The sequence below is a fragment of the Polaromonas sp. genome, from assembly GCF_039932935.1.
Classification (GTDB): Bacteria; Pseudomonadota; Gammaproteobacteria; order Burkholderiales; family Burkholderiaceae_C; genus Polaromonas.
The window spans coordinates 14,333-31,930 of sequence record NZ_JBDTPB010000042.1 but is presented as its reverse complement, the minus strand read 5'-3'; the positions used below and the strand labels follow the sequence as shown (position 1 = coordinate 31,930).

Genomic DNA, 17,598 nt, shown 5'->3' with positions numbered 1-17,598 from the left:
TTGTCGGCGTCTCGGCCCATACCGGCGCCGGTGTCGATGCCTTGCTCGAACAGGTTCTGCTGCAGGCCGAAGTGCTTGAACTCAAGGCACCGGTAGATGCGCTGGCCAAGGGCCTGGTGATTGAAGCCCGTCTCGACAAGGGTCGTGGACCCGTGGCGACTGTGCTGATCCAGGCTGGCACGCTCAAGGCGGGTGATGTGGTGCTGGCGGGTTCGACCTATGGCCGCGTGCGCGCCATGCTCGACGAAAACGGCAAGCCGATCAAAACCGCAGGTCCGTCGATCCCGGTGGAAATCCAGGGTCTGACCGAAGTGCCGCAGGCTGGTGATGAATTCATGGTGATGCTCGACGAGCGTCGCGCCCGTGAAATCTCCACCTACCGCGCCGGTAAATTCCGCAACACCAAGCTGGCCAAGCAGCAGGCCGCCAAACTGGAGAACATGTTCTCCGACATCGGCGCCGGCGAAGTCAAGATGCTGCCCATCATCATCAAGGCCGATGTGCAGGGTTCGCAAGAAGCGCTGGCCCAGTCGCTGCTCAAGCTCTCGACCGACGAGGTCAAAGTGCAGCTGGTGTATTCCGGTGTGGGCGGTATTTCCGAGTCCGACGTCAATCTGGCGATCGCCTCCAAGGCCGTGGTGATCGGGTTCAACACCCGTGCCGACGCCCAGGCACGCAAGCAAGCCGAAAACAACGGCGTGGACATTCGTTACTACAACATCATTTATGACGCTGTGGACGAATTGCGCGCCGCCATGTCCGGCATGCTGACGCCTGACAAGAAGGAAGAAGTCATCGGTAACGCCGAGATTCGCCAGGTGTTCAAGGTCAGCAAGATCGGCTCGATTGCCGGCTGTATGGTCACTGCCGGTGTGGTTCGCCGCACCGCACGCCTGCGCCTCCTGCGCGAAAACGTGGTCATCTTCACGGGTGAACTCGACTCGCTCAAGCGTTTCAAGGACGACGCAAAGGAAGTCAAGGAAGGCTTCGAGTGCGGCTTGAACATCAAAAACTACAACGACATTCAGGTTGGCGACATCCTGGAGTTCTTTGAAATCAGGGAAGTGGCGCGGACACTGGAAGTCTGATCCCGGCTGACCGGCAGCCCCTCGCTGCCAGTCTCCGCAGACCTCACCACTTTTTGACATGCGTAAAAAATCATCCACCCCCAACCGCGGTTTTCGCGTCGCCGATCAGATCCAGCGCGATCTGACGGAGCTGATCGCGCGCGAACTCAAAGACCCGCGGGTCGGGATGGTCACCGTGCAGGCCGTCGAGGTGACGGCCGACTATGCGCATGCCAAGGTGTTCTTCAGTGTGCTCGTCGGCGACCCGAAAGAGTGCGAAGAAGCGCTCAACCAGGCGGCCGGTTTCTTGCGCAACGGCCTCTTCAAGCGGCTGATGACACATACCGTGCCGACGCTGCATTTCCACTTCGACCGCACGACCGAACATGCGGCCGATATGAACGCCTTAATTGCCAAGGCGGTTTCTTCTCGCGCCCAAGACGACTGAGTTCGCGCCGTTTCCCTTGATGACAGGTTCAGGGACAACGGTGCCAACGAAGCGCCCGGGCCAGCCCGTGCGCTGAGCCTGTCGGAAACTATGACGCAAATCTCTCCAATCCCCTCAAAGGGCCAGAAAATCCAGCGACGTCCCGTGCACGGCGTGCTGCTGCTCGACAAGCCGCTGGGCCTGTCGAGCAATCAGGCCTTGCAGAAGGCGAAATGGCTGCTGCGCGCCGACAAGGCCGGTCATACCGGCACGCTGGACCCGTTGGCTACCGGCGTGCTGCCGCTGTGCTTTGGTGCCGCCACCAAGTTCAGCCAGATTCAGCTCGACGCCGACAAGACGTACGAGGCGGTGCTGCTGCTGGGCCAGAAAACCACCACGGCCGATGCCGAAGGCGACGTCATTGAAACCCGGCCCGTGCCCGAGATCACGCCCGCTTTGCTGGAAGCGCTGACCGCGCGCTTCACGGGCCCACAGGCGCAAGTTCCGCCCATGTACTCGGCGCTCAAGAAAGACGGCAAGGCGCTGTATGAGTACGCCCGCAAGGGTGAAGAGGTAGAGCGGGAAGCTCGCCACATCACCATTTTCAAGCTAAATATGGCTGTAACCCAAGACAACCGTGCGCAAGCAGCTATCAAAATCATAGTAACCTGCAGCAAGGGCACGTACATTCGCGCGCTCGGTGAAGACATCGGCGAGGCGATCGGCTGCGGCGCGCATCTGGGTTCGCTCAGGCGGCTGGAGACTGGCGGCTATGTAACCCAGCAGTGTGTGACTTTGCCCGCGCTGGAAGCCATGACCGAACCCGAGCGCGAAGCCTGCCTGCTGCCGGCTCAATCACTGGTGTCGGCCTATCCGTCTGTCACATTGGACGCCGACAATGCGGGGCGTTTCCTCAGTGGCCTGCGCCGCCGGGGCGAGCCGGGGCAGTGGGGCGCCGATACGCCATTGGTGCAGGTCTATGGCACCGAGCCGCCGGCGTTCTTGGGCTCAGCCCATGTCACGGCCGACGAACTGATCCCGCAGCGCTTACTGAGCCCGATTGAAATACAGGATATTTTGCAAGCCGCCAGAACGCTGGCTGAGCGTTCTTCCCCCGATTTTGCTGTCGCGCCCACAAGCGTTGCGGCTCCTTCTTTCCAACATTAACCCGTACCGATTCGAGTCTTCCTGAAAGCCAACCATGAGCCATAAACAAATCCGCAATATCGCCATCATCGCCCACGTTGACCATGGCAAAACCACCATGGTTGACCAGCTGCTGCGCCAGTCCGGCACCTTTGCCGAACACGAAAAAGTGGTCGACACCGTGATGGACAACAACGCCATCGAAAAAGAACGCGGCATCACCATCCTGGCCAAGAACTGCGCCGTGACCTGGGAAGGCACGCACATCAACATCGTTGACACCCCGGGCCACGCTGACTTCGGCGGTGAAGTGGAACGGGCACTGTCCATGGTCGACGGCGTGGTGCTGTTGATTGATGCGCAGGAAGGCCCCATGCCCCAGACGCGGTTTGTGACCAAGAAGGCTTTGGCCTTGGGCCTCAAGCCCATCGTGGTGGTCAACAAGGTCGACAAGCCGGGTGCCAACCCCGACAAGGTCATCAACGCCGCTTTCGACCTGTTCGACAAACTGGGCGCCACCGACGAGCAGCTCGATTTCCCGGTGGTGTATGCCTCCGGCATCAACGGCTGGTCGTCGCTCGAAGAAGGCCCGCCGAACGAGCAGTGGGGCCCCGACATGTCGGCGCTCTTCAACACCATCCTGAAGCACGTGCCTGCGCAAAAGGGCGACCCGGCAGCGCCGCTGCAACTGCAGATTTCCGCGCTCGACTTCTCCACCTTTGTCGGCCGCATCGGCGTTGGCCGTATCAGCCAGGGCACGATCAAGCCCATGATGGATGTGGTGGTCATGGAAGGCCCGGACGGCAAAGCTGTCAAAGGCCGCATCAACCAGGTACTGACATTCCAGGGCCTGGAGCGCGTGCAAGCCACTGAAGCCGGCCCTGGCGAGATCGTGCTGATCAATGGCCTGACCGACATCGGAATCGGTGTGACGATTACCGACCCCACCAACCCCGCACCGCTGCCCATGCTCAAGGTCGATGAGCCGACCCTGACCATGAACTTCTGCGTCAACACCAGCCCGCTGGCCGGCCGTGAAGGCAAGTACGTCACCAGCCGCCAGATCTGGGACCGCCTGCAAAAAGAACTGCAGCACAACGTGGCGTTGCGCGTCAGCGAAACCGACGAAGAAGGCATTTTTGAAGTCATGGGCCGCGGCGAGTTGCACCTGACCATCCTGCTGGAAAACATGCGCCGGGAAGGCTTCGAAATGGCGGTTTCCAAGCCGCGCGTCGTGATGAAGGAAGTCAACGGTGAAAAGCACGAGCCTATCGAGCTGGTCACCGCCGACATCGAAGACCAGCACCAGGGCGGCGTGATGCAGGCACTGGGCGAGCGCAAGGGCGAACTGGTGAACATGGAGCCGGACGGCCGTGGCCGTGTACGACTTGAGTACCGCATTCCTGCGCGTGGCCTGATTGGTTTTACCAACGAATTCCTGAACTTGACCCGTGGGTCTGGCTTGATCGCCAATATTTTCGACTGCTACGAAGCGCACAAAGGTGATATCGGCGGCCGCAAGAACGGTGTACTGATTTCGATGGACGACGGTGAAATTTTCACCTACGCCCTGGGCAAGCTGGATGACCGCGGCCGCATGTTTGTGCGCGCCAATGACCCGGTGTATGAAGGCATGATCGTCGGCATCCACAGCCGGGATAACGACCTGGTGGTTAACGCCACGCGTACCAAGCAGCTGACCAACTTCCGCGTGTCCGGCAAAGAAGATGCGATCAAGATCACGCCACCTATCGAGCTGACACTGGAATACGGCGTTGAGTTCATTGAGGACGACGAGCTGGTTGAGATCACGCCCAAGTCGGTTCGCCTGCGCAAGCGCCACCTCAAAGAGAGCGATCGCAAGCGCGCTGGAAGGTAACGGAGCCCCCACGGTCGCTCACTGCGTGTGGCCTGCGGCCTTTCTCCCTGCCCCTTTCATCACGAAAGGGGCCGCCCGCCATGCGGCCCGGCCCTTCGACAAGCTCAGGACAGGCCAAGGCCGGTTCCGCAGCTCATGCCGGTATGGGAGGGTGGCGCCATGCAGTGCGGTGAATCGTTTGAAAATCTGGGCCGCTGTGTGTGCAAACTACAGCGGCCTTTTATGTTCGCCATCAGCCTGAATTGATTGCAAGCTTATGAAACTCACACATTCCAAAGCCGTGTTCCTGATGATCCTGGTGACCATGATGTGGTCGATTGCCGGTGTGGTCACGCGCCATCTGGAGTCGGCACGCAGCTTTGAGGTCACGTTCTGGCGCAGTTTTTTCACGGTGGTCTCGCTGCTTGTGATCCTGCCCTTGTGGCAGGGCAGGGCGGTATTCACCAAGATCCGCAACGGCGGCTCCGCACTCTGGATTTCGGGCTTTTGCTGGAGCGTGATGTTCACGGCCTTCATGGTGGCACTGACGCTCACCACTGTGGCCAATGTGCTGGTCACCATGGCGGTCAGCCCTTTCATCACGGCTTTGCTGGCCCGCGCTTTTATCGGCCACCGCATTCCCGGCCGCACCTGGCTGGCCATTGCGATGGCCGGAGCGGGCATTGCGTGGATGTACGGCGGGCAGATGGACCTCTCCAGCCATCTGGGCGGAACGCTGGTGGCATTGATGGTGCCGCTGGCCAGCGCGAGCAACTGGACGGTGGTGCAGCACAGCCGTGCGCATGGCAAGAACATTGACCTGGTGCCAGCTGTGCTGGTGGGTGCGGTGATTTCGACACTGGCAACCTTGCCGCTGTCTTTTCCTTTTTCGGCCACGGCGCATGACATCGGCCTGCTGGCCTTGCTGGGCCTGGTTCAGCTGGCGATTCCCTGTGTGCTGTCGGTGATGTGCGCCGGGGTCCTGAAGGCGCCTGAAGTGGCGCTGCTGGCGTTGCTGGAAGTGATTTTTGGCATTTTGCTGGCCTGGTTTGGCGCGGGTGAAGTGCCTGGGGCCAGCGTGCTGACCGGCGGCGCGCTGGTGATCGGCGCGCTGGTGGTCAATGAACTGGTCGGGTGGAGGCAGAGAGCATGAGCGAAGAAATCAAACACGACGTGCTGGTTGAACAGCGGGGCAATGCCGGGCTGATCACCCTGAACCGTCCAAAGGCGCTGAACGCGCTGTCGCTCTCGATGATCCGCGAGTTGTCGAACGCTTTGCTGGCCTGGCGCGATGACGCGTCGGTGCAGGTAGTGGCAATCCGCGGCACCAACAAGGCCGGCCGGCCCGGCACCCCAGAGAGCCGCTTCGGTGGTTTTTGCGCCGGTGGCGATATCCGCTTCTTCCACCAGGCCGTGATGGCTGGCGACGCGTCGCTGGAAGACTTTTTTACCGAGGAATACGCCCTCAATCACCTGATTCACAACTATCCCAAGCCCTACATCGCCTTCATGGACGGCGTGGTGATGGGCGGTGGCATGGGCATCAGCCAGGGCGCGCGCGTGCGCATCGTGACCGATCACACCAAGATGGCGATGCCGGAGACCAATATCGGTTTGTTTCCGGACGTCGGCGGCGGTTATTTCCTGAGCCGTTGTCCGGGCCATGTCGGCGAGTACCTGACACTTACGGGTGAGGTGATCGGTGCAGACGAAGCGATCGGCTACGGTTTGGCCGACGTCAAGCTGGATGCCGCCCGCCTGCCGGCGCTTTGGGAGGCACTGGGCGCCCGGACTTTCACTTCCACGGCTGCGGTGGAGGAATGGATTGCTACTGAATTGATAGCTGGTGGCGCTCGTCCTGTGGTCGATACAGCCCCTATTGATACGTATTTTTCCTTGCAGCGGGTCAAACATATCGTTGATGCACTGGAGGCATCTACCGACACCTGGGCGTTAAAAACGGCTGCGACGCTGCGCAAGCGGTCACCGCTGATGCTGCACGTCACGCTGGAGCAGATCCGGCGCGCACGCAGCATGACGCTGGCCGACGACCTGCGCATGGAGCGCGACATGGTTTACCAGTGTTTTCATCTGCGCGCGGGCGAGGCCAGCGAAACCGTCGAAGGCATACGTGCCCTGGCTGTCGATAAGGACTACAAGCCCCGGTGGAACCCCGCGCGCATCGAGGACGTGAAGCCCGGTATGGCCGACGCTTTTTTTGCCAGCCCCTGGACGGCTGAAACGCACCCCCTGCGCGAGCTCTGAGTCGTTTTGCTCAGGGACGAGCAACGCGCCAAGCATTCATGACGTTGTCGCCGGTCTTGTCCCCGGGCTTGGCGTCCTTGACCCAGTAGTACAGCGGCTTGCCCTTCATCGCCCACTGCCGGCTGCCATCATCACGGGTGATGATGGTGTAGTCGGCCAGCGGCTGGGCCGTCGCGGTGGGCACCAGGGGCGGCCAGTTGGCCGCACATTGGCCATTACAGGCCGACTTGCCGCTACCGGCGGTGTCGCGGTCGAAGGTGTAAAGCGTCATGCCGTTGGGCCCGACCAGCACGCCATCGGCGACGGTGGCGGGATGTTTTGATGTCGTGGAAGCGCAGCCGCCCAGCAGGGCGGCGGTCAACAAGGCGGTCGTCAGGAATTTCATGGAAAAGCTCCGGTGAATAACAGCGGATGGCTGCACAAGCATAAACACCGGCGGATCCGGGCTTACTCGAAACATACTTCCACGATTTCCGGAGAAGGGCAAGCGGCGGACGCCGCGTTTTGGAACAAGCCCTAGCGACTGCGCGACTTCATCGCGCGCTCAACTTCGCGTTTGCCTTCGCGGTCTTTGATCGTGTCGCGCTTGTCGTGTTCGCCCTTGCCCTTGGCCAAACCGATCTCGCACTTCACCTTGCCGGCTTTCCAGTGCATGTTCAGCGGCACCAGGGTGAAGCCTTTTTGCTCGACCTTGCCGATCAGGCGGCGGATCTCTTCCTTGTGCATCAAGAGCTTCTTGGTGCGCACCGAGTCAGGACGCACGTGGGTCGAAGCCGTGCCCAGCGGGTTGATCTGGCAGCCGATGATGAAAAGCTCCCCGCCTCGCACCACCACATAGCCGTCGGTTAGCTGAACCTTGCCTTCACGCAGGGACTTGACCTCCCAGCCCTCCAGCACCATGCCCGCTTCAAAGCGCTCTTCAATCTGGTAGTTGAAAAGCGCCTTTTTATTGTCGGCAATGCGCACGGCCGCTGCCGCGGCCTTGGGGGACAGATTGGCAGAGGGCGTTGCGGCCGATTTCTTGGAGGAGGATGCTTCTTTGGTGGCCATGGATAAAAGATAAGGGCAAAAATTGAAAAGTACAGTGCCTGTGACGTGGCTAATACAATTGCGCCCAGCCCCTGATTGTATGAAAACCGTTCACAAGTCCGTTTTAATTTGGTACAGCGCCGCCGAAATGTTTGGGTTGGTCACTGACGTTGCCAGATACCCCGAGTTTTTGCCGTGGTGCGATCAGGCTTCCGTGCTCGACGAAGACGCCCACGGCATGACAGCGAAAGTCGGCATTTCATTTGCGGGCCTCTCGCAAAGCTTCACGACCCGTAACATGCACGAAAAAAACCGCAAAGTCAGCCTGAAACTGGTCGATGGCCCTTTTTCAAAGCTGGATGGCCACTGGGATTTCTCCCCGGTTGGCAAGGCAGACGAAAGGGCCTGCAAAGTGAACTTCACCTTGCGCTATGACTTCGACAACGCGGCGCTGGCGGCGCTGGTCGGCCCTGTCTTTGAAAAAATTGCAGGAAGCCTGGTGGACGCTTTTGTCAAAAGGGCTGAAGAGATCTATGGCGAAGCCTGAAGGCGGCGCCGCGCCGTTCAGCATTACCGTGGTCTATTCTCCGGCGCCTCGGCAGGTCCGTGAGTGGGTGCTGGAGCTGGCTGCGGGAACCACGGTGGCACAAGCGCTTGCAGCGGCCGGGGTGTTGGCTGAGTTCCCCGATCTGCAGCAGAGCAGCCGACCGGTTCTCGGTATCTGGGGCCGCAAAACCACGCTTGGCCATGTGCTCGGCGACCATGACCGGGTCGAGATTTATCGGAACCTGCGGGTGGACCCAAAAGTCGCGCGCCGCGAGCGGTTTAACCGGCAAGGCGCAAAAAGCGCTGGATTGTTCGCCAAAGTCCGGGCTGGCGCTAAGGCGGGTTACTAAGGCTGGAGGTGGCAAGCCAGGTTGTACTGGCGGGCCATCCCGATTATTTGCTGCAGCTTGCGTCGGCGATACCCTGGGCGCGCTTGGATTCTTCGGCGCGTTTGGCATCATCCATGATCTCACGTTCGCCTTTGGTGTTGGTCGTGCCTATCCGCACGCCAGATTGCAGAGTACCCAAATACTGCTTGGCCCGGTCGCAAGCGTCGGCTTTGGTTTTTGCTTGTTTTTCTTCCTCGGCTTTTTTCTTGGCAGCTTCTTCGTTGTCAGCCTGCTTTTTCTTCGCCTCGAGCTCCTTGTCTTTGCCGGACAGCAACTTAGGAGCGCTGGCCGCACTGGCCTTACCCGGCGCCGCCGACGCACCCGGGGTCGCGGGAGTCGCCGCATCGCCCGTATTTGCCGCCGATTCAGCTGGGACCGCCGTTCGCGCCATTCCGCCGGGCCGCTTCAGAATGTTTTTTTCCAGGATGTCGGAAGGTGGCGAGCGGTCGCTGTAAACCTTGCGACCGTCTTTGTCGATCCATTGCCATTGGGCGAACGCCGTCATGGCAAATGACCCGCAGGCGAGGGCCAGAAGAAGGGGGCGTAAAACGGATTTGGAGTGCATTTCGTCAGTGTAGCGCTGTGTCGTCCGGTTTTCTTTCGGCTGACGGGTAAAGCGGCATTTTTACAACCTTTGGCAGAGAGATTCGACAGGCGCAAAGGACTGCTAGGGGTAAGTACCGACGGGTCTTTACGACAAGGGTACAATCGTGTTTTTGGAGCTATCCCTATGCGCCTACTCGGCAAAGCGCTCACCTTCGACGACGTATTGTTGGTGCCAGCGTTCTCCCAGGTCCTGCCCAAGGACACTTCACTTTCCACCCAGTTTTCCCGAAATATCCGCCTGAATTTGCCGCTTGTGTCAGCGGCCATGGACACGGTTACTGAAGCCCGGCTGGCCATTGCCATTGCGCAGGAAGGCGGCATCGGCATTGTTCATAAGAACCTGACGCCCCAGCAGCAGGCAGCCGAGGTTGCCAAGGTGAAGCGCTACGAAAGCGGCGTGCTGCGCGACCCCGTAGTCATCACTCCCACGCACACCGTGCGCCAGGTCATGGCGCTCAGCGAGCAGCTCGGTATTTCCGGTTTTCCGGTGATTGACGGCGGCAAGGTCGTCGGCATTGTCACCGGGCGCGACATGCGCTTCGAATCCCGCATGGATGTGCCGGTCAGCACCATCATGACACCGCGCGAGCGCCTGATCACCATTTCTGAAACAGCTTCATTGGCCGACGCCAAAGCCCTGCTGAACAAGCACCGCCTCGAACGTGTGCTGCTGATTAACGACGATTTCGAGCTTAAGGGCCTGATCACCGTCAAGGACATCACCAAACAGACCACCTTCCCCAATGCTGCGCGTGATTCGCACGGCAAGCTGCGCGTGGGCGCTGCAGTCGGGGTGGGTGAGGGCACCGAAGAGCGTGTCGAGGCCTTGGTAAAGGCCGGTGTGGACGCGATTGTGGTGGACACCGCGCACGGCCACAGCAAAGGCGTCATAGACCGGGTGCGCTGGGTCAAACAGAACTACCCGCAGATCGACGTCATTGGCGGCAACATCGCCACCGGTGCGGCAGCGCTTGCGCTGGTGGAGGCAGGCGCTGACGGCGTCAAGGTCGGCATCGGCCCCGGCAGCATCTGCACCACCCGTATCGTTGCAGGCGTCGGCGTGCCGCAGATCATGGCCATCGACAACGTCGCCACCGCCTTACGCGGCACCAGCGTTCCCCTGATCGGCGACGGTGGCATCCGCTACAGCGGTGACATCGCCAAGGCAATTGCCGCGGGCGCCAACACCGTGATGATGGGCGGCATGTTCGCCGGCACCGAAGAAGCCCCGGGCGAAGTGATTTTGTTCCAGGGCCGCAGCTACAAAAGCTACCGGGGCATGGGCAGCATTGGTGCCATGCAGCAGGGCAGTGCAGACCGCTACTTCCAGGAATCGAGCACTGGCAACCCGAATGCCGACAAGCTGGTTCCTGAGGGCATTGAAGGCCGGGTTCCCTACAAAGGCTCCATGGTGGCCATCGTGTTTCAGATGGCCGGCGGCTTGCGGGCCAGCATGGGCTACTGCGGTTGCCCGACCATCGACGACATGCGCGACAAGGCCGAATTTGTAGAGATCACTTCCGCGGGCATTCGTGAAAGCCATGTCCACGACGTGCAAATCACCAAAGAAGCACCGAACTATCGGGCAGATTAAGCCTCACGCTTGTCACTTCGTGTACTGCGCTGCCCCCAAGGGGGCTAATTTTCCTAGGGGCGGCCCGTCGGAAAATTGAATCTTCTTTTAAAGCCATGGGCAGTAATTGGTAAGTTCAATGCAACACCAGAAAATCCTCATTCTCGATTTCGGCTCACAGGTCACCCAGCTGATCGCCCGCCGCGTGCGCGATGCCCATGTGTTCTGCGAGGTCCATCCTTGCGACGTCAGCGACGACTGGATTCGCGAATACGCCAAAGACGGTACGCTCAAGGGCGTGATTCTCTCTGGCAGCCATGCCAGCATTTACGAAGAGACCACCGACAAGGCGCCGCAAGCCGTGTTTGAACTGGGCTTGCCGGTGCTGGGCATCTGCTACGGCATGCAGGCCATGGCGCATCAGCTTGGCGGCAAGGTTGAAGGCGGCCACAAGCGTGAGTTCGGTTCGGCTGACGTGCGGGCTCGTGGTCACACGGCGCTCCTCAAGGACATTGCCGACTACACCACGCCCGAAGGTCGGGGCATGCTCGACGTCTGGATGAGCCACGGCGACAAGGTCACCGAAATGCCGCCGGGCTTCAAGCTCATGGCCTCGACCGATTCCTGTCCAATCGCCGGCATGGCCGACGAAGACCGCCGTTTCTATGCCGTGCAGTTTCACCCCGAAGTCACACACACCAAGCAGGGCAACGCCATCCTGAAGCGCTTCGTGCTTGATATTTGCGGCACCCGTCAGGACTGGGTCATGGGTGACTACATCACGGAAGCCGTGGAAAAAATCCGCCAGCAGGTCGGCGGCGAGGAAGTCATTCTGGGCCTCTCGGGCGGCGTCGATTCCTCCGTTGCTGCGGCGTTGATCCACCGCGCTATCGGTGATCAATTGACTTGCGTGTTCGTTGACCACGGCCTGCTCCGCCTCAACGAAGGCGATATGGTCATGGACATGTTCGTTGGCAAGCTGCACGCCAAGGTGATACGCGTCGATGCCAGCGACCAGTTCCTCGGGCACCTGGCAGGCGTTAGCGAACCCGAAGCCAAGCGCAAGATCATCGGCCGCGAATTCGTCGAGGTGTTCAAGGCCGAAGCTGCCCGGCTCAAGGCTGGCGACGGCGGTCACAAGGGCGCCAAATGGCTGGCGCAGGGCACGATCTACCCCGACGTGATCGAATCCGGCGGTGCCAAGAGCAAAAAAGCCGTCACCATCAAGAGCCACCACAACGTAGGCGGCCTGCCTGAGCAACTGGGCCTGAAGCTGCTGGAGCCCCTGCGCGAGCTGTTCAAGGACGAAGTCCGCGAACTCGGCGTCGCGCTGGGCTTGCCGCACGACATGGTTTACCGTCATCCATTCCCTGGCCCCGGCCTGGGGGTGCGCATCCTCGGTGAAGTCAAAAAAGAATATGCAGACCTGCTGCGCCGCGCTGACGCGATCTTCATCGAAGAGCTGCGCAACTTCAAGGATGCCGAGACCGGCAAGACCTGGTATGACCTGACCAGCCAGGCGTTCACGGTGTTCCTGCCGGTGAAAAGCGTAGGCGTGATGGGTGATGGCCGCACCTACGACTATGTGGTGGCCCTGCGCGCCGTGCAGACCAGCGATTTCATGACAGCTGATTGGGCCGAGCTGCCCTATGCGCTGCTCAAGAAGGTGTCGGGCCGCATCATTAACGAGGTGCGCGGCATCAACCGCGTCACTTATGACGTCAGCAGCAAGCCGCCAGCAACCATAGAGTGGGAGTGAGGGCAGAATAGCAGAGCCCTTCAGCGGGGTTCATGCTGATCAGATCGAACGGTGGTCACAAGGCGGTGGTCAAACACACGCGTTGTTTTTTTTATTTTTCTCGAGCCATCGTTCGCCGTACGAACCGCCCGATGGTCAAGCCTTGCACGAGAACCGAGAAAACGACCACGCAATAGGTCAGCGCCAGAACATTGGCACGTGTCGACGGGGAGGCCGCCACTTCCGGTAGCGATAACGCCAGCGCGACGGATATCCCGCCGCGCAATCCGCCCCAGGTGAGCACGCCGGGAGAGCCCGGCGGCAAGCGAAAGTACCGGCTTCCGAGCGCTTTGACCGGAAGGCCTACTGTCAACCAGCGGGCAAGCAAAGTGATGGCAATAGCGACGGCTCCGCCGGCCACCAGCGGCATCGAGAAATCAATCAGCACCACTTCCAGGCCGATAAGAACAAAGAGCACGGCATTGAGGATCTCATCGAGGAGTTCCCAGAACATGTCAACGTACTTTCGCGTTTCGTCGGACATCGCAAGCGCTCTGCCGGCGTTGCCGACCATCAATCCGCAAACTACCATCGCGAGCGGTCCCGAGACGTGCAGGTGGTTCGCCAATGTATAGCCCCCCATGACCGCCGCCAACGTCAGCAGCACCTCCACCTGGTACTGGTCAATGCTTTTGAGCAGCCGGTAAGTCACCCAGCCGAGAACGAGGCCGAATGCGATACCGCCGCCTGCTTCTTGCAGCAACAAGCCCGCCGCCTCGCCGGTCGTAGGCCAGGCGCCGTTGACGGCCACTCCGAGAAGAAGGGCGAAAAGTACGACGCCAACGCCGTCATTGAACAGCGACTCGCCCGCAATTACCAGTTCCAGGTTGCGCGGAGCGCCGGCCGTTTTGAGAATACCCATCACAGCGATGGGATCGGTGGGTGAGATGAGCGAACCAAACAGAAGGCAGTAGACCAGGGGCATGGTTATCCCCACCAAGGGCAAAGCCAGCCACATCCCGAACCCCACGACAATTGTCGAGGCCAGTGTTCCCGCGAGGGCCAAGCCGCCGACTTGCCATCGGTAGGATTTCAGGGCACTCAGGTCAACGTGCAGCGCGCTGGCGAAGAGCAGCAGGGAAAGCATGCCGCGCATCAGCACGTCGGAGAAATCGATTGAGCGAATGAACGCTTCTTCGTATTGACGCAAGCCCCGATCGAGCCCCAGCGCGTCCAGCGCGACTATTGCTAGCGATAGCATCAGCGCAATCACCATGACCCCGATTGTCATGGGCAGCCGCACAAAGCGATGGTTCAGGTAAGCTAAAAGCGCGGTCAGCGTCAGGCATATGGCGGCAATATTCAGCATCTGGAGCGGGCCTTGGTGATGGACTGCAGAAACGGGGTCATGAGTACGGTGTCAGGAATATACCGGCCCACTCTGCGGAAAATATTTGCAAGCGACCCTAGGCTGACGAAAGTTGCCTGAGTCGAGCGAACCCGCCACGACTATAGCGTGCCAGCGGTGTCGCAACCATGTCGACCATTGCGCTGACTGGCACCGCCGTATCACTTGGCTCCGGCGAAGGTCATAAGAGCGTCAAATGTCTCGACGGGCTGGCCTCGGTGCTGGTTTGGTTAAACTGGCCGCTTGTTGATGTCCATGCCTCTTGCCATGCCAAATGACGCCTTGGTCTGCGATTGCCAAACCGTGATTGCGTTTGCGGCGCTGGTTCACCGTGATGGACCCCTACGGTGGTGAGGTCCAGTGCCATGTCCAGCCAATCTCTGCTTCCCGGATTTGCTGAGCCACCTCCGCTCACGCACCGGCTTTTCTTTGCGCTCTTTCCGGAACACGATGCCGCCGCTCGCATCGCCCAGCTGGCCAGGCAACTCTGCGATAAGCATCAGCTGAAAGGCCAACCGCTCAGAACGGAGCGTTTTCATGTCACCTTGCATCACCTGGGTGACTATGCCGAACTGCCGGGAGATCTTGTGGCCATAGCGCAAGACGCCGCGGCCTCCTTCACTGCGGCTTCATTTGAGGTCGCATTCGATCATGTCGCCAGCTTTTCGAGCATGCCGCGCAACCGCCCGCTGGTGCTGCGCGGCGGCGACCAACTTGCCGCGTTGGAGGATTTTCAGCGCAACTTGGGCGGTACCCTTAAAAGGACGCCCCTGGGTCGTTGGGCCAAACCCGGCTACACCCCGCACGTGACGCTGCTTTATGACGACAAAGCCGTTGCCGCGCAGGCCATCGACGCTATCGGCTGGAAGGTCAGCGAATTTGTCCTGGTCCACAGCCTGATCGGCCAGAGTCGCCACATTCCCCTGGGACGTTGGCCTCTGCTAATGCCATAGGTGCCAGTCGGTGTCCTGTCGCCCGCATAAGCCTTCGTGTGAAAAGAGTTGGGCTTGTGGGATGCCAAGGGCTCCAGCGATGCTGCCGCGTTGGAATCCAGTCGCGAACCGGCATGCAGGCCAGACCCGACGGGCCATGTAGCGAAGAAGCTGGCGCCAGGCTCCAGGCTCCAGGCAGCGCAGGCGCTGCCGGCCCTGGTCCCTGAATTGGCTGCTTTTTTGGGCGGCTTTTGGCCTATGCTTCAGGTCATGTACCTGCCACCCCAGTTCAAAGGCGACCGCGCGCAGGCGGAATCGCTGATTGAGGAACACCCTTTTGCGAGCCTGATCAGCATCGATGATGCCGGTCTTCCCTATGTGACCCATTTGCCGCTACATCTTGAGGTGCGGGGCGATCAGCGCGTGCTGCTGGGCCATGTGGCCAAGCCCAACCCGCACTGGCGCTACCTGCAAGCGCGCCCGCAGGCGGTAGCCACTTTCCTAGGGCCACATGCTTATCTTTCGCCCAAGGTTTATCCCGATCTGGCACGCGTGCCGACCTGGAACTACCTCGCGGTGCACTGTACGGTGAAGGCAACGCTGGTGGAAGACCCCCTCGCCAAGGACCGCCTGCTCAAAAAGCTGATCGGCGACCATGAGCCGCCTTATGCCGAGCAGTGGCGCGGTCTGGGCGAAGAGTTCGCCCACAAAATGCTGGCCGGCATTGTGGGGTTCGAACTGGAAGTCACTGACCTGCAATGCAAAGTCAAGATCAACCAGCATCGGCCAGAGGCCCATGCGGCCATGAAAACCATGTATACGGCCGGCAATGACAACGAGCGGGCTCTGGCCGGCTGGATGGACCGTCTCGGCCTGACTGCCTCAGTCAATTCACTCCCGGAGGTTTGAGATGCGCGCTGTTTTCAGTATCGTGAGCTTGTTGGTCGTGCTGGCGGCCGTGGGCCTGCTGGTCAAGAAGCAGCTGGGCAGCCAGGTGGCCAGTCCGTCTGCGGCCGGCATGCCGGCGGCCCCGGGTGGCGCCACGCCGCAGGAACAAAGCCGGCAAGTGCAGCAGCAGGTCAAGCAGTCCGTGGAAAGCATGATGCAACAGCCCCGACCGCTGCCGGACGACAAATAATTACATAAAAACAGGCTGTAGCCCTTTAGGGGTGAGCGCAAGCAGCTATAAAAATAATAGCAAATGAGTGACATCATCTTCATGGAGCAGGCGCTTGCGCAGGCCCGCCAGGCAGCCGCGTCGGGTGAAGTGCCCGTGGGTGCCGTCGTGGTACGGCGCGGCGAAGTCATTGCCACAGGCCGCAACGCGCCGGTGGATGGGCACGACCCGACGGCTCACGCCGAAATTGCGGCGTTGCGCGCGGCGGCGCAGGCGCTGGGTAACTACCGGCTGGACGACTGCGAGCTGTTTGTCACGCTGGAGCCCTGCGCCATGTGCAGCGGCGCCATGCTGCATGCCCGGCTCAAACGCGTGGTGTTCGGTGCGCCCGACCCCAAGACCGGCGCGGCCGGCTCGGTGGTTGACCTTTTTGCCGAATCCCGGCTGAACCACCAGACCCACCTGCAGGGCGGGGTTCTGGCTGCGGAATGCAGTGAGCTGCTGCAGGCGTTCTTTCGCCGGCGCAGGGACGAGCAGCGTGAAGCCTCGCGGCTGGCCCATCCGCTGCGTGACGATGCGCTGCGCACGCCCGACGCCGCATTTGATGCTCTACCCAGCTATCCCTGGATGCCTCGTTATGTCAGCGACTTGCCGGCGTTGCTGGGGCTGCGCATGCACTACCTCGACGAAGGCGGAGGCGGGACCCAGGGTGGAGAAGGTGGCCTGACCTTTTTATGCCTGCACGGCAACCCCGCCTGGAGCTATCTTTACCGCAAGATGATCCCGCCGTGGCTGGAGGCCGGACACCGCGTCGTGGCGCCTGACCTGATCGGGTTTGGCAGAAGCGACAAGCCCAAGAAAGAAAGCTTTCACTGCTTCAGCGCCCATCGGCAGATTTTGCTTGAGCTGGTGGAAAGGCTGGATTTGCAGAACGTGGTACTGGTGGTGCAGGACTGGGGCGGGCTGCTGGGCCTGACGCTGCCGATGGCTGCGCCGCAACGCTACAAAGGCCTGCTCGTCATGAACACCACGCTGGGTACCGGCGATGCACCGTTGCCAGCAGGCTTTGTCGCCTGGCGCGAGATGTGCGCCAAGAACCCCGAATTTGATGTGGCCCGCCTCTTTGCCCGCGGCAACCCGCAGATGAGCCTTGAGGAGTGCGCCGCCTACAACGCGCCGTTCCCGGACAAAGGCCATCGCGCAGCGCTGCGCGCCTTTCCACCGATGGTGCCCGATTCACCCGATGCCGACGGCGCAGCCGTTTCACGCCAGGCGCGTGCCTTCTGGCAAAACGACTGGACGGGCCGGACATCGATGGTGGTCGGAGCGCAAGACCCGGTGCACGGCCCCCCTGTCATGCAGCAATTGCAGGCCGTGATTCGCGGCTGCGGCGAGCCTCTGGTGTTGCCGCAAGCCGGCCATTTTGTGCAAGAGCATGGCGGGCCCGTTGCACAGCAGGCGGTGGATTTTTTCAGTCCGCGAGCCTGAAACCCGCAA

Annotated in this window: 19 protein-coding genes; 15 read left to right on the top strand and 4 right to left on the bottom strand. The window is 60.8% G+C overall.

What is annotated here, in order from left to right:
• The 6 genes from infB to ABI546_RS07690 all read left to right on the top strand — a co-directional run.
• Positions 1-1,088 (top strand): translation initiation factor IF-2 (infB, locus tag ABI546_RS07715; RefSeq protein WP_348045722.1); only part of this gene is annotated, 1,088 nt, incomplete at its 5' end.
• A gap of 58 nt (positions 1,089-1,146) precedes the next feature.
• On the top strand, positions 1,147-1,515 hold the full coding sequence (gene rbfA, locus ABI546_RS07710) for a 30S ribosome-binding factor RbfA (RefSeq protein WP_348045720.1): 369 nt from the start codon (positions 1,147-1,149) through the stop codon (positions 1,513-1,515).
• Between the two features lie 90 nt (positions 1,516-1,605).
• The gene (truB, locus tag ABI546_RS07705; protein WP_348045718.1) at positions 1,606-2,661 is read left to right on the top strand and encodes a tRNA pseudouridine(55) synthase TruB; all 1,056 of its coding nucleotides are present in this window, start codon (positions 1,606-1,608) and stop codon (positions 2,659-2,661) included.
• A 34-nt stretch (positions 2,662-2,695) separates the two neighbouring features.
• A complete protein-coding gene (typA, locus tag ABI546_RS07700; RefSeq protein ID WP_348045716.1) occupies positions 2,696-4,519 on the top strand; it encodes a translational GTPase TypA in 1,824 nt (607 codons plus the stop codon).
• Between the two features lie 256 nt (positions 4,520-4,775).
• On the top strand, positions 4,776-5,651 hold the full coding sequence (locus tag ABI546_RS07695; RefSeq protein WP_348045714.1) for a DMT family transporter: 876 nt from the start codon (positions 4,776-4,778) through the stop codon (positions 5,649-5,651).
• The gene (locus tag ABI546_RS07690; protein WP_348045712.1) at positions 5,648-6,763 is read left to right on the top strand and encodes an enoyl-CoA hydratase/isomerase family protein; all 1,116 of its coding nucleotides are present in this window, start codon (positions 5,648-5,650) and stop codon (positions 6,761-6,763) included. The genes ABI546_RS07695 and ABI546_RS07690 overlap by 4 nt, the downstream gene beginning before the upstream one ends.
• 10 nt (positions 6,764-6,773) lie before the next feature.
• On the opposite strand, the gene ABI546_RS07685 is transcribed toward ABI546_RS07690, so the two are convergent.
• Together ABI546_RS07685 and smpB are read right to left on the bottom strand one after the other, a co-directional pair.
• Positions 6,774-7,148, bottom strand: a complete 375-nt coding sequence (locus ABI546_RS07685; RefSeq protein WP_348045710.1) for a hypothetical protein — start codon at positions 7,146-7,148, stop codon at positions 6,774-6,776.
• A gap of 131 nt (positions 7,149-7,279) precedes the next feature.
• Complete coding sequence (gene smpB, locus ABI546_RS07680) at positions 7,280-7,813, bottom strand: SsrA-binding protein SmpB (protein ID WP_348045708.1); 534 nt, start codon at positions 7,811-7,813, stop codon at positions 7,280-7,282.
• 79 nt (positions 7,814-7,892) lie between these two features.
• On the opposite strand from smpB, the gene ABI546_RS07675 reads away from it, so the two are divergent.
• On the top strand, positions 7,893-8,339 hold the full coding sequence (locus tag ABI546_RS07675; RefSeq protein WP_348045726.1) for a type II toxin-antitoxin system RatA family toxin: 447 nt from the start codon (positions 7,893-7,895) through the stop codon (positions 8,337-8,339).
• Positions 8,326-8,688, top strand: a complete 363-nt coding sequence (locus ABI546_RS07670; protein WP_348045706.1) for an RnfH family protein — start codon at positions 8,326-8,328, stop codon at positions 8,686-8,688. Before ABI546_RS07675 ends, ABI546_RS07670 begins: the two co-directional genes overlap by 14 nt.
• A gap of 43 nt (positions 8,689-8,731) precedes the next feature.
• Here ABI546_RS07670 and ABI546_RS07665 read toward each other — a convergent pair whose 3' ends face one another.
• Complete coding sequence (locus ABI546_RS07665) at positions 8,732-9,292, bottom strand: DUF4124 domain-containing protein (RefSeq protein ID WP_348045704.1); 561 nt, start codon at positions 9,290-9,292, stop codon at positions 8,732-8,734.
• A gap of 165 nt (positions 9,293-9,457) precedes the next feature.
• On the opposite strand from ABI546_RS07665, the gene guaB reads away from it, so the two are divergent.
• Positions 9,458-10,927 carry an IMP dehydrogenase gene (guaB, locus tag ABI546_RS07660; RefSeq protein ID WP_348045702.1) on the top strand — a complete coding sequence of 490 codons (1,470 nt, stop codon included), beginning with the start codon at positions 9,458-9,460 and terminating at the stop codon, positions 10,925-10,927.
• A 118-nt stretch (positions 10,928-11,045) separates the two neighbouring features.
• The gene (gene guaA / locus ABI546_RS07655) at positions 11,046-12,665 is read left to right on the top strand and encodes a glutamine-hydrolyzing GMP synthase (protein ID WP_348045700.1); all 1,620 of its coding nucleotides are present in this window, start codon (positions 11,046-11,048) and stop codon (positions 12,663-12,665) included.
• Positions 12,666-12,756: 91 nt separating this feature from the next.
• Here guaA and ABI546_RS07650 read toward each other — a convergent pair whose 3' ends face one another.
• Complete coding sequence (locus ABI546_RS07650; protein ID WP_348045698.1) at positions 12,757-14,013, bottom strand: sodium:proton antiporter; 1,257 nt, start codon at positions 14,011-14,013, stop codon at positions 12,757-12,759.
• 167 nt (positions 14,014-14,180) lie between these two features.
• Here ABI546_RS07650 and ABI546_RS07645 point away from each other — a divergent pair, with 167 nt between their 5' ends.
• The 5 genes from ABI546_RS07645 (at position 14,181) to tadA (ending at position 17,589) form a co-directional block, all read left to right on the top strand.
• Entirely contained in the window at positions 14,181-14,330 is a 150-nt protein-coding gene (locus ABI546_RS07645) for a hypothetical protein (protein ID WP_348045696.1), read from the top strand.
• Positions 14,331-14,417: 87 nt separating this feature from the next.
• On the top strand, positions 14,418-15,005 hold the full coding sequence (locus ABI546_RS07640; RefSeq protein ID WP_348045694.1) for a 2'-5' RNA ligase family protein: 588 nt from the start codon (positions 14,418-14,420) through the stop codon (positions 15,003-15,005).
• Between the two features lie 249 nt (positions 15,006-15,254).
• Entirely contained in the window at positions 15,255-15,893 is a 639-nt protein-coding gene (locus ABI546_RS07635; RefSeq protein ID WP_348045692.1) for an FMN-binding negative transcriptional regulator, read from the top strand.
• Position 15,894: 1 nt separating this feature from the next.
• Entirely contained in the window at positions 15,895-16,122 is a 228-nt protein-coding gene (locus tag ABI546_RS07630) for a hypothetical protein (RefSeq protein ID WP_348045690.1), read from the top strand.
• Between the two features lie 63 nt (positions 16,123-16,185).
• Positions 16,186-17,589: a tRNA adenosine(34) deaminase TadA gene (tadA, locus tag ABI546_RS07625; protein WP_348045688.1), complete on the top strand. Its 1,404-nt coding sequence runs from the start codon at positions 16,186-16,188 to the stop codon at positions 17,587-17,589.
• Positions 17,590-17,598: the final 9 nt, after the last annotated feature.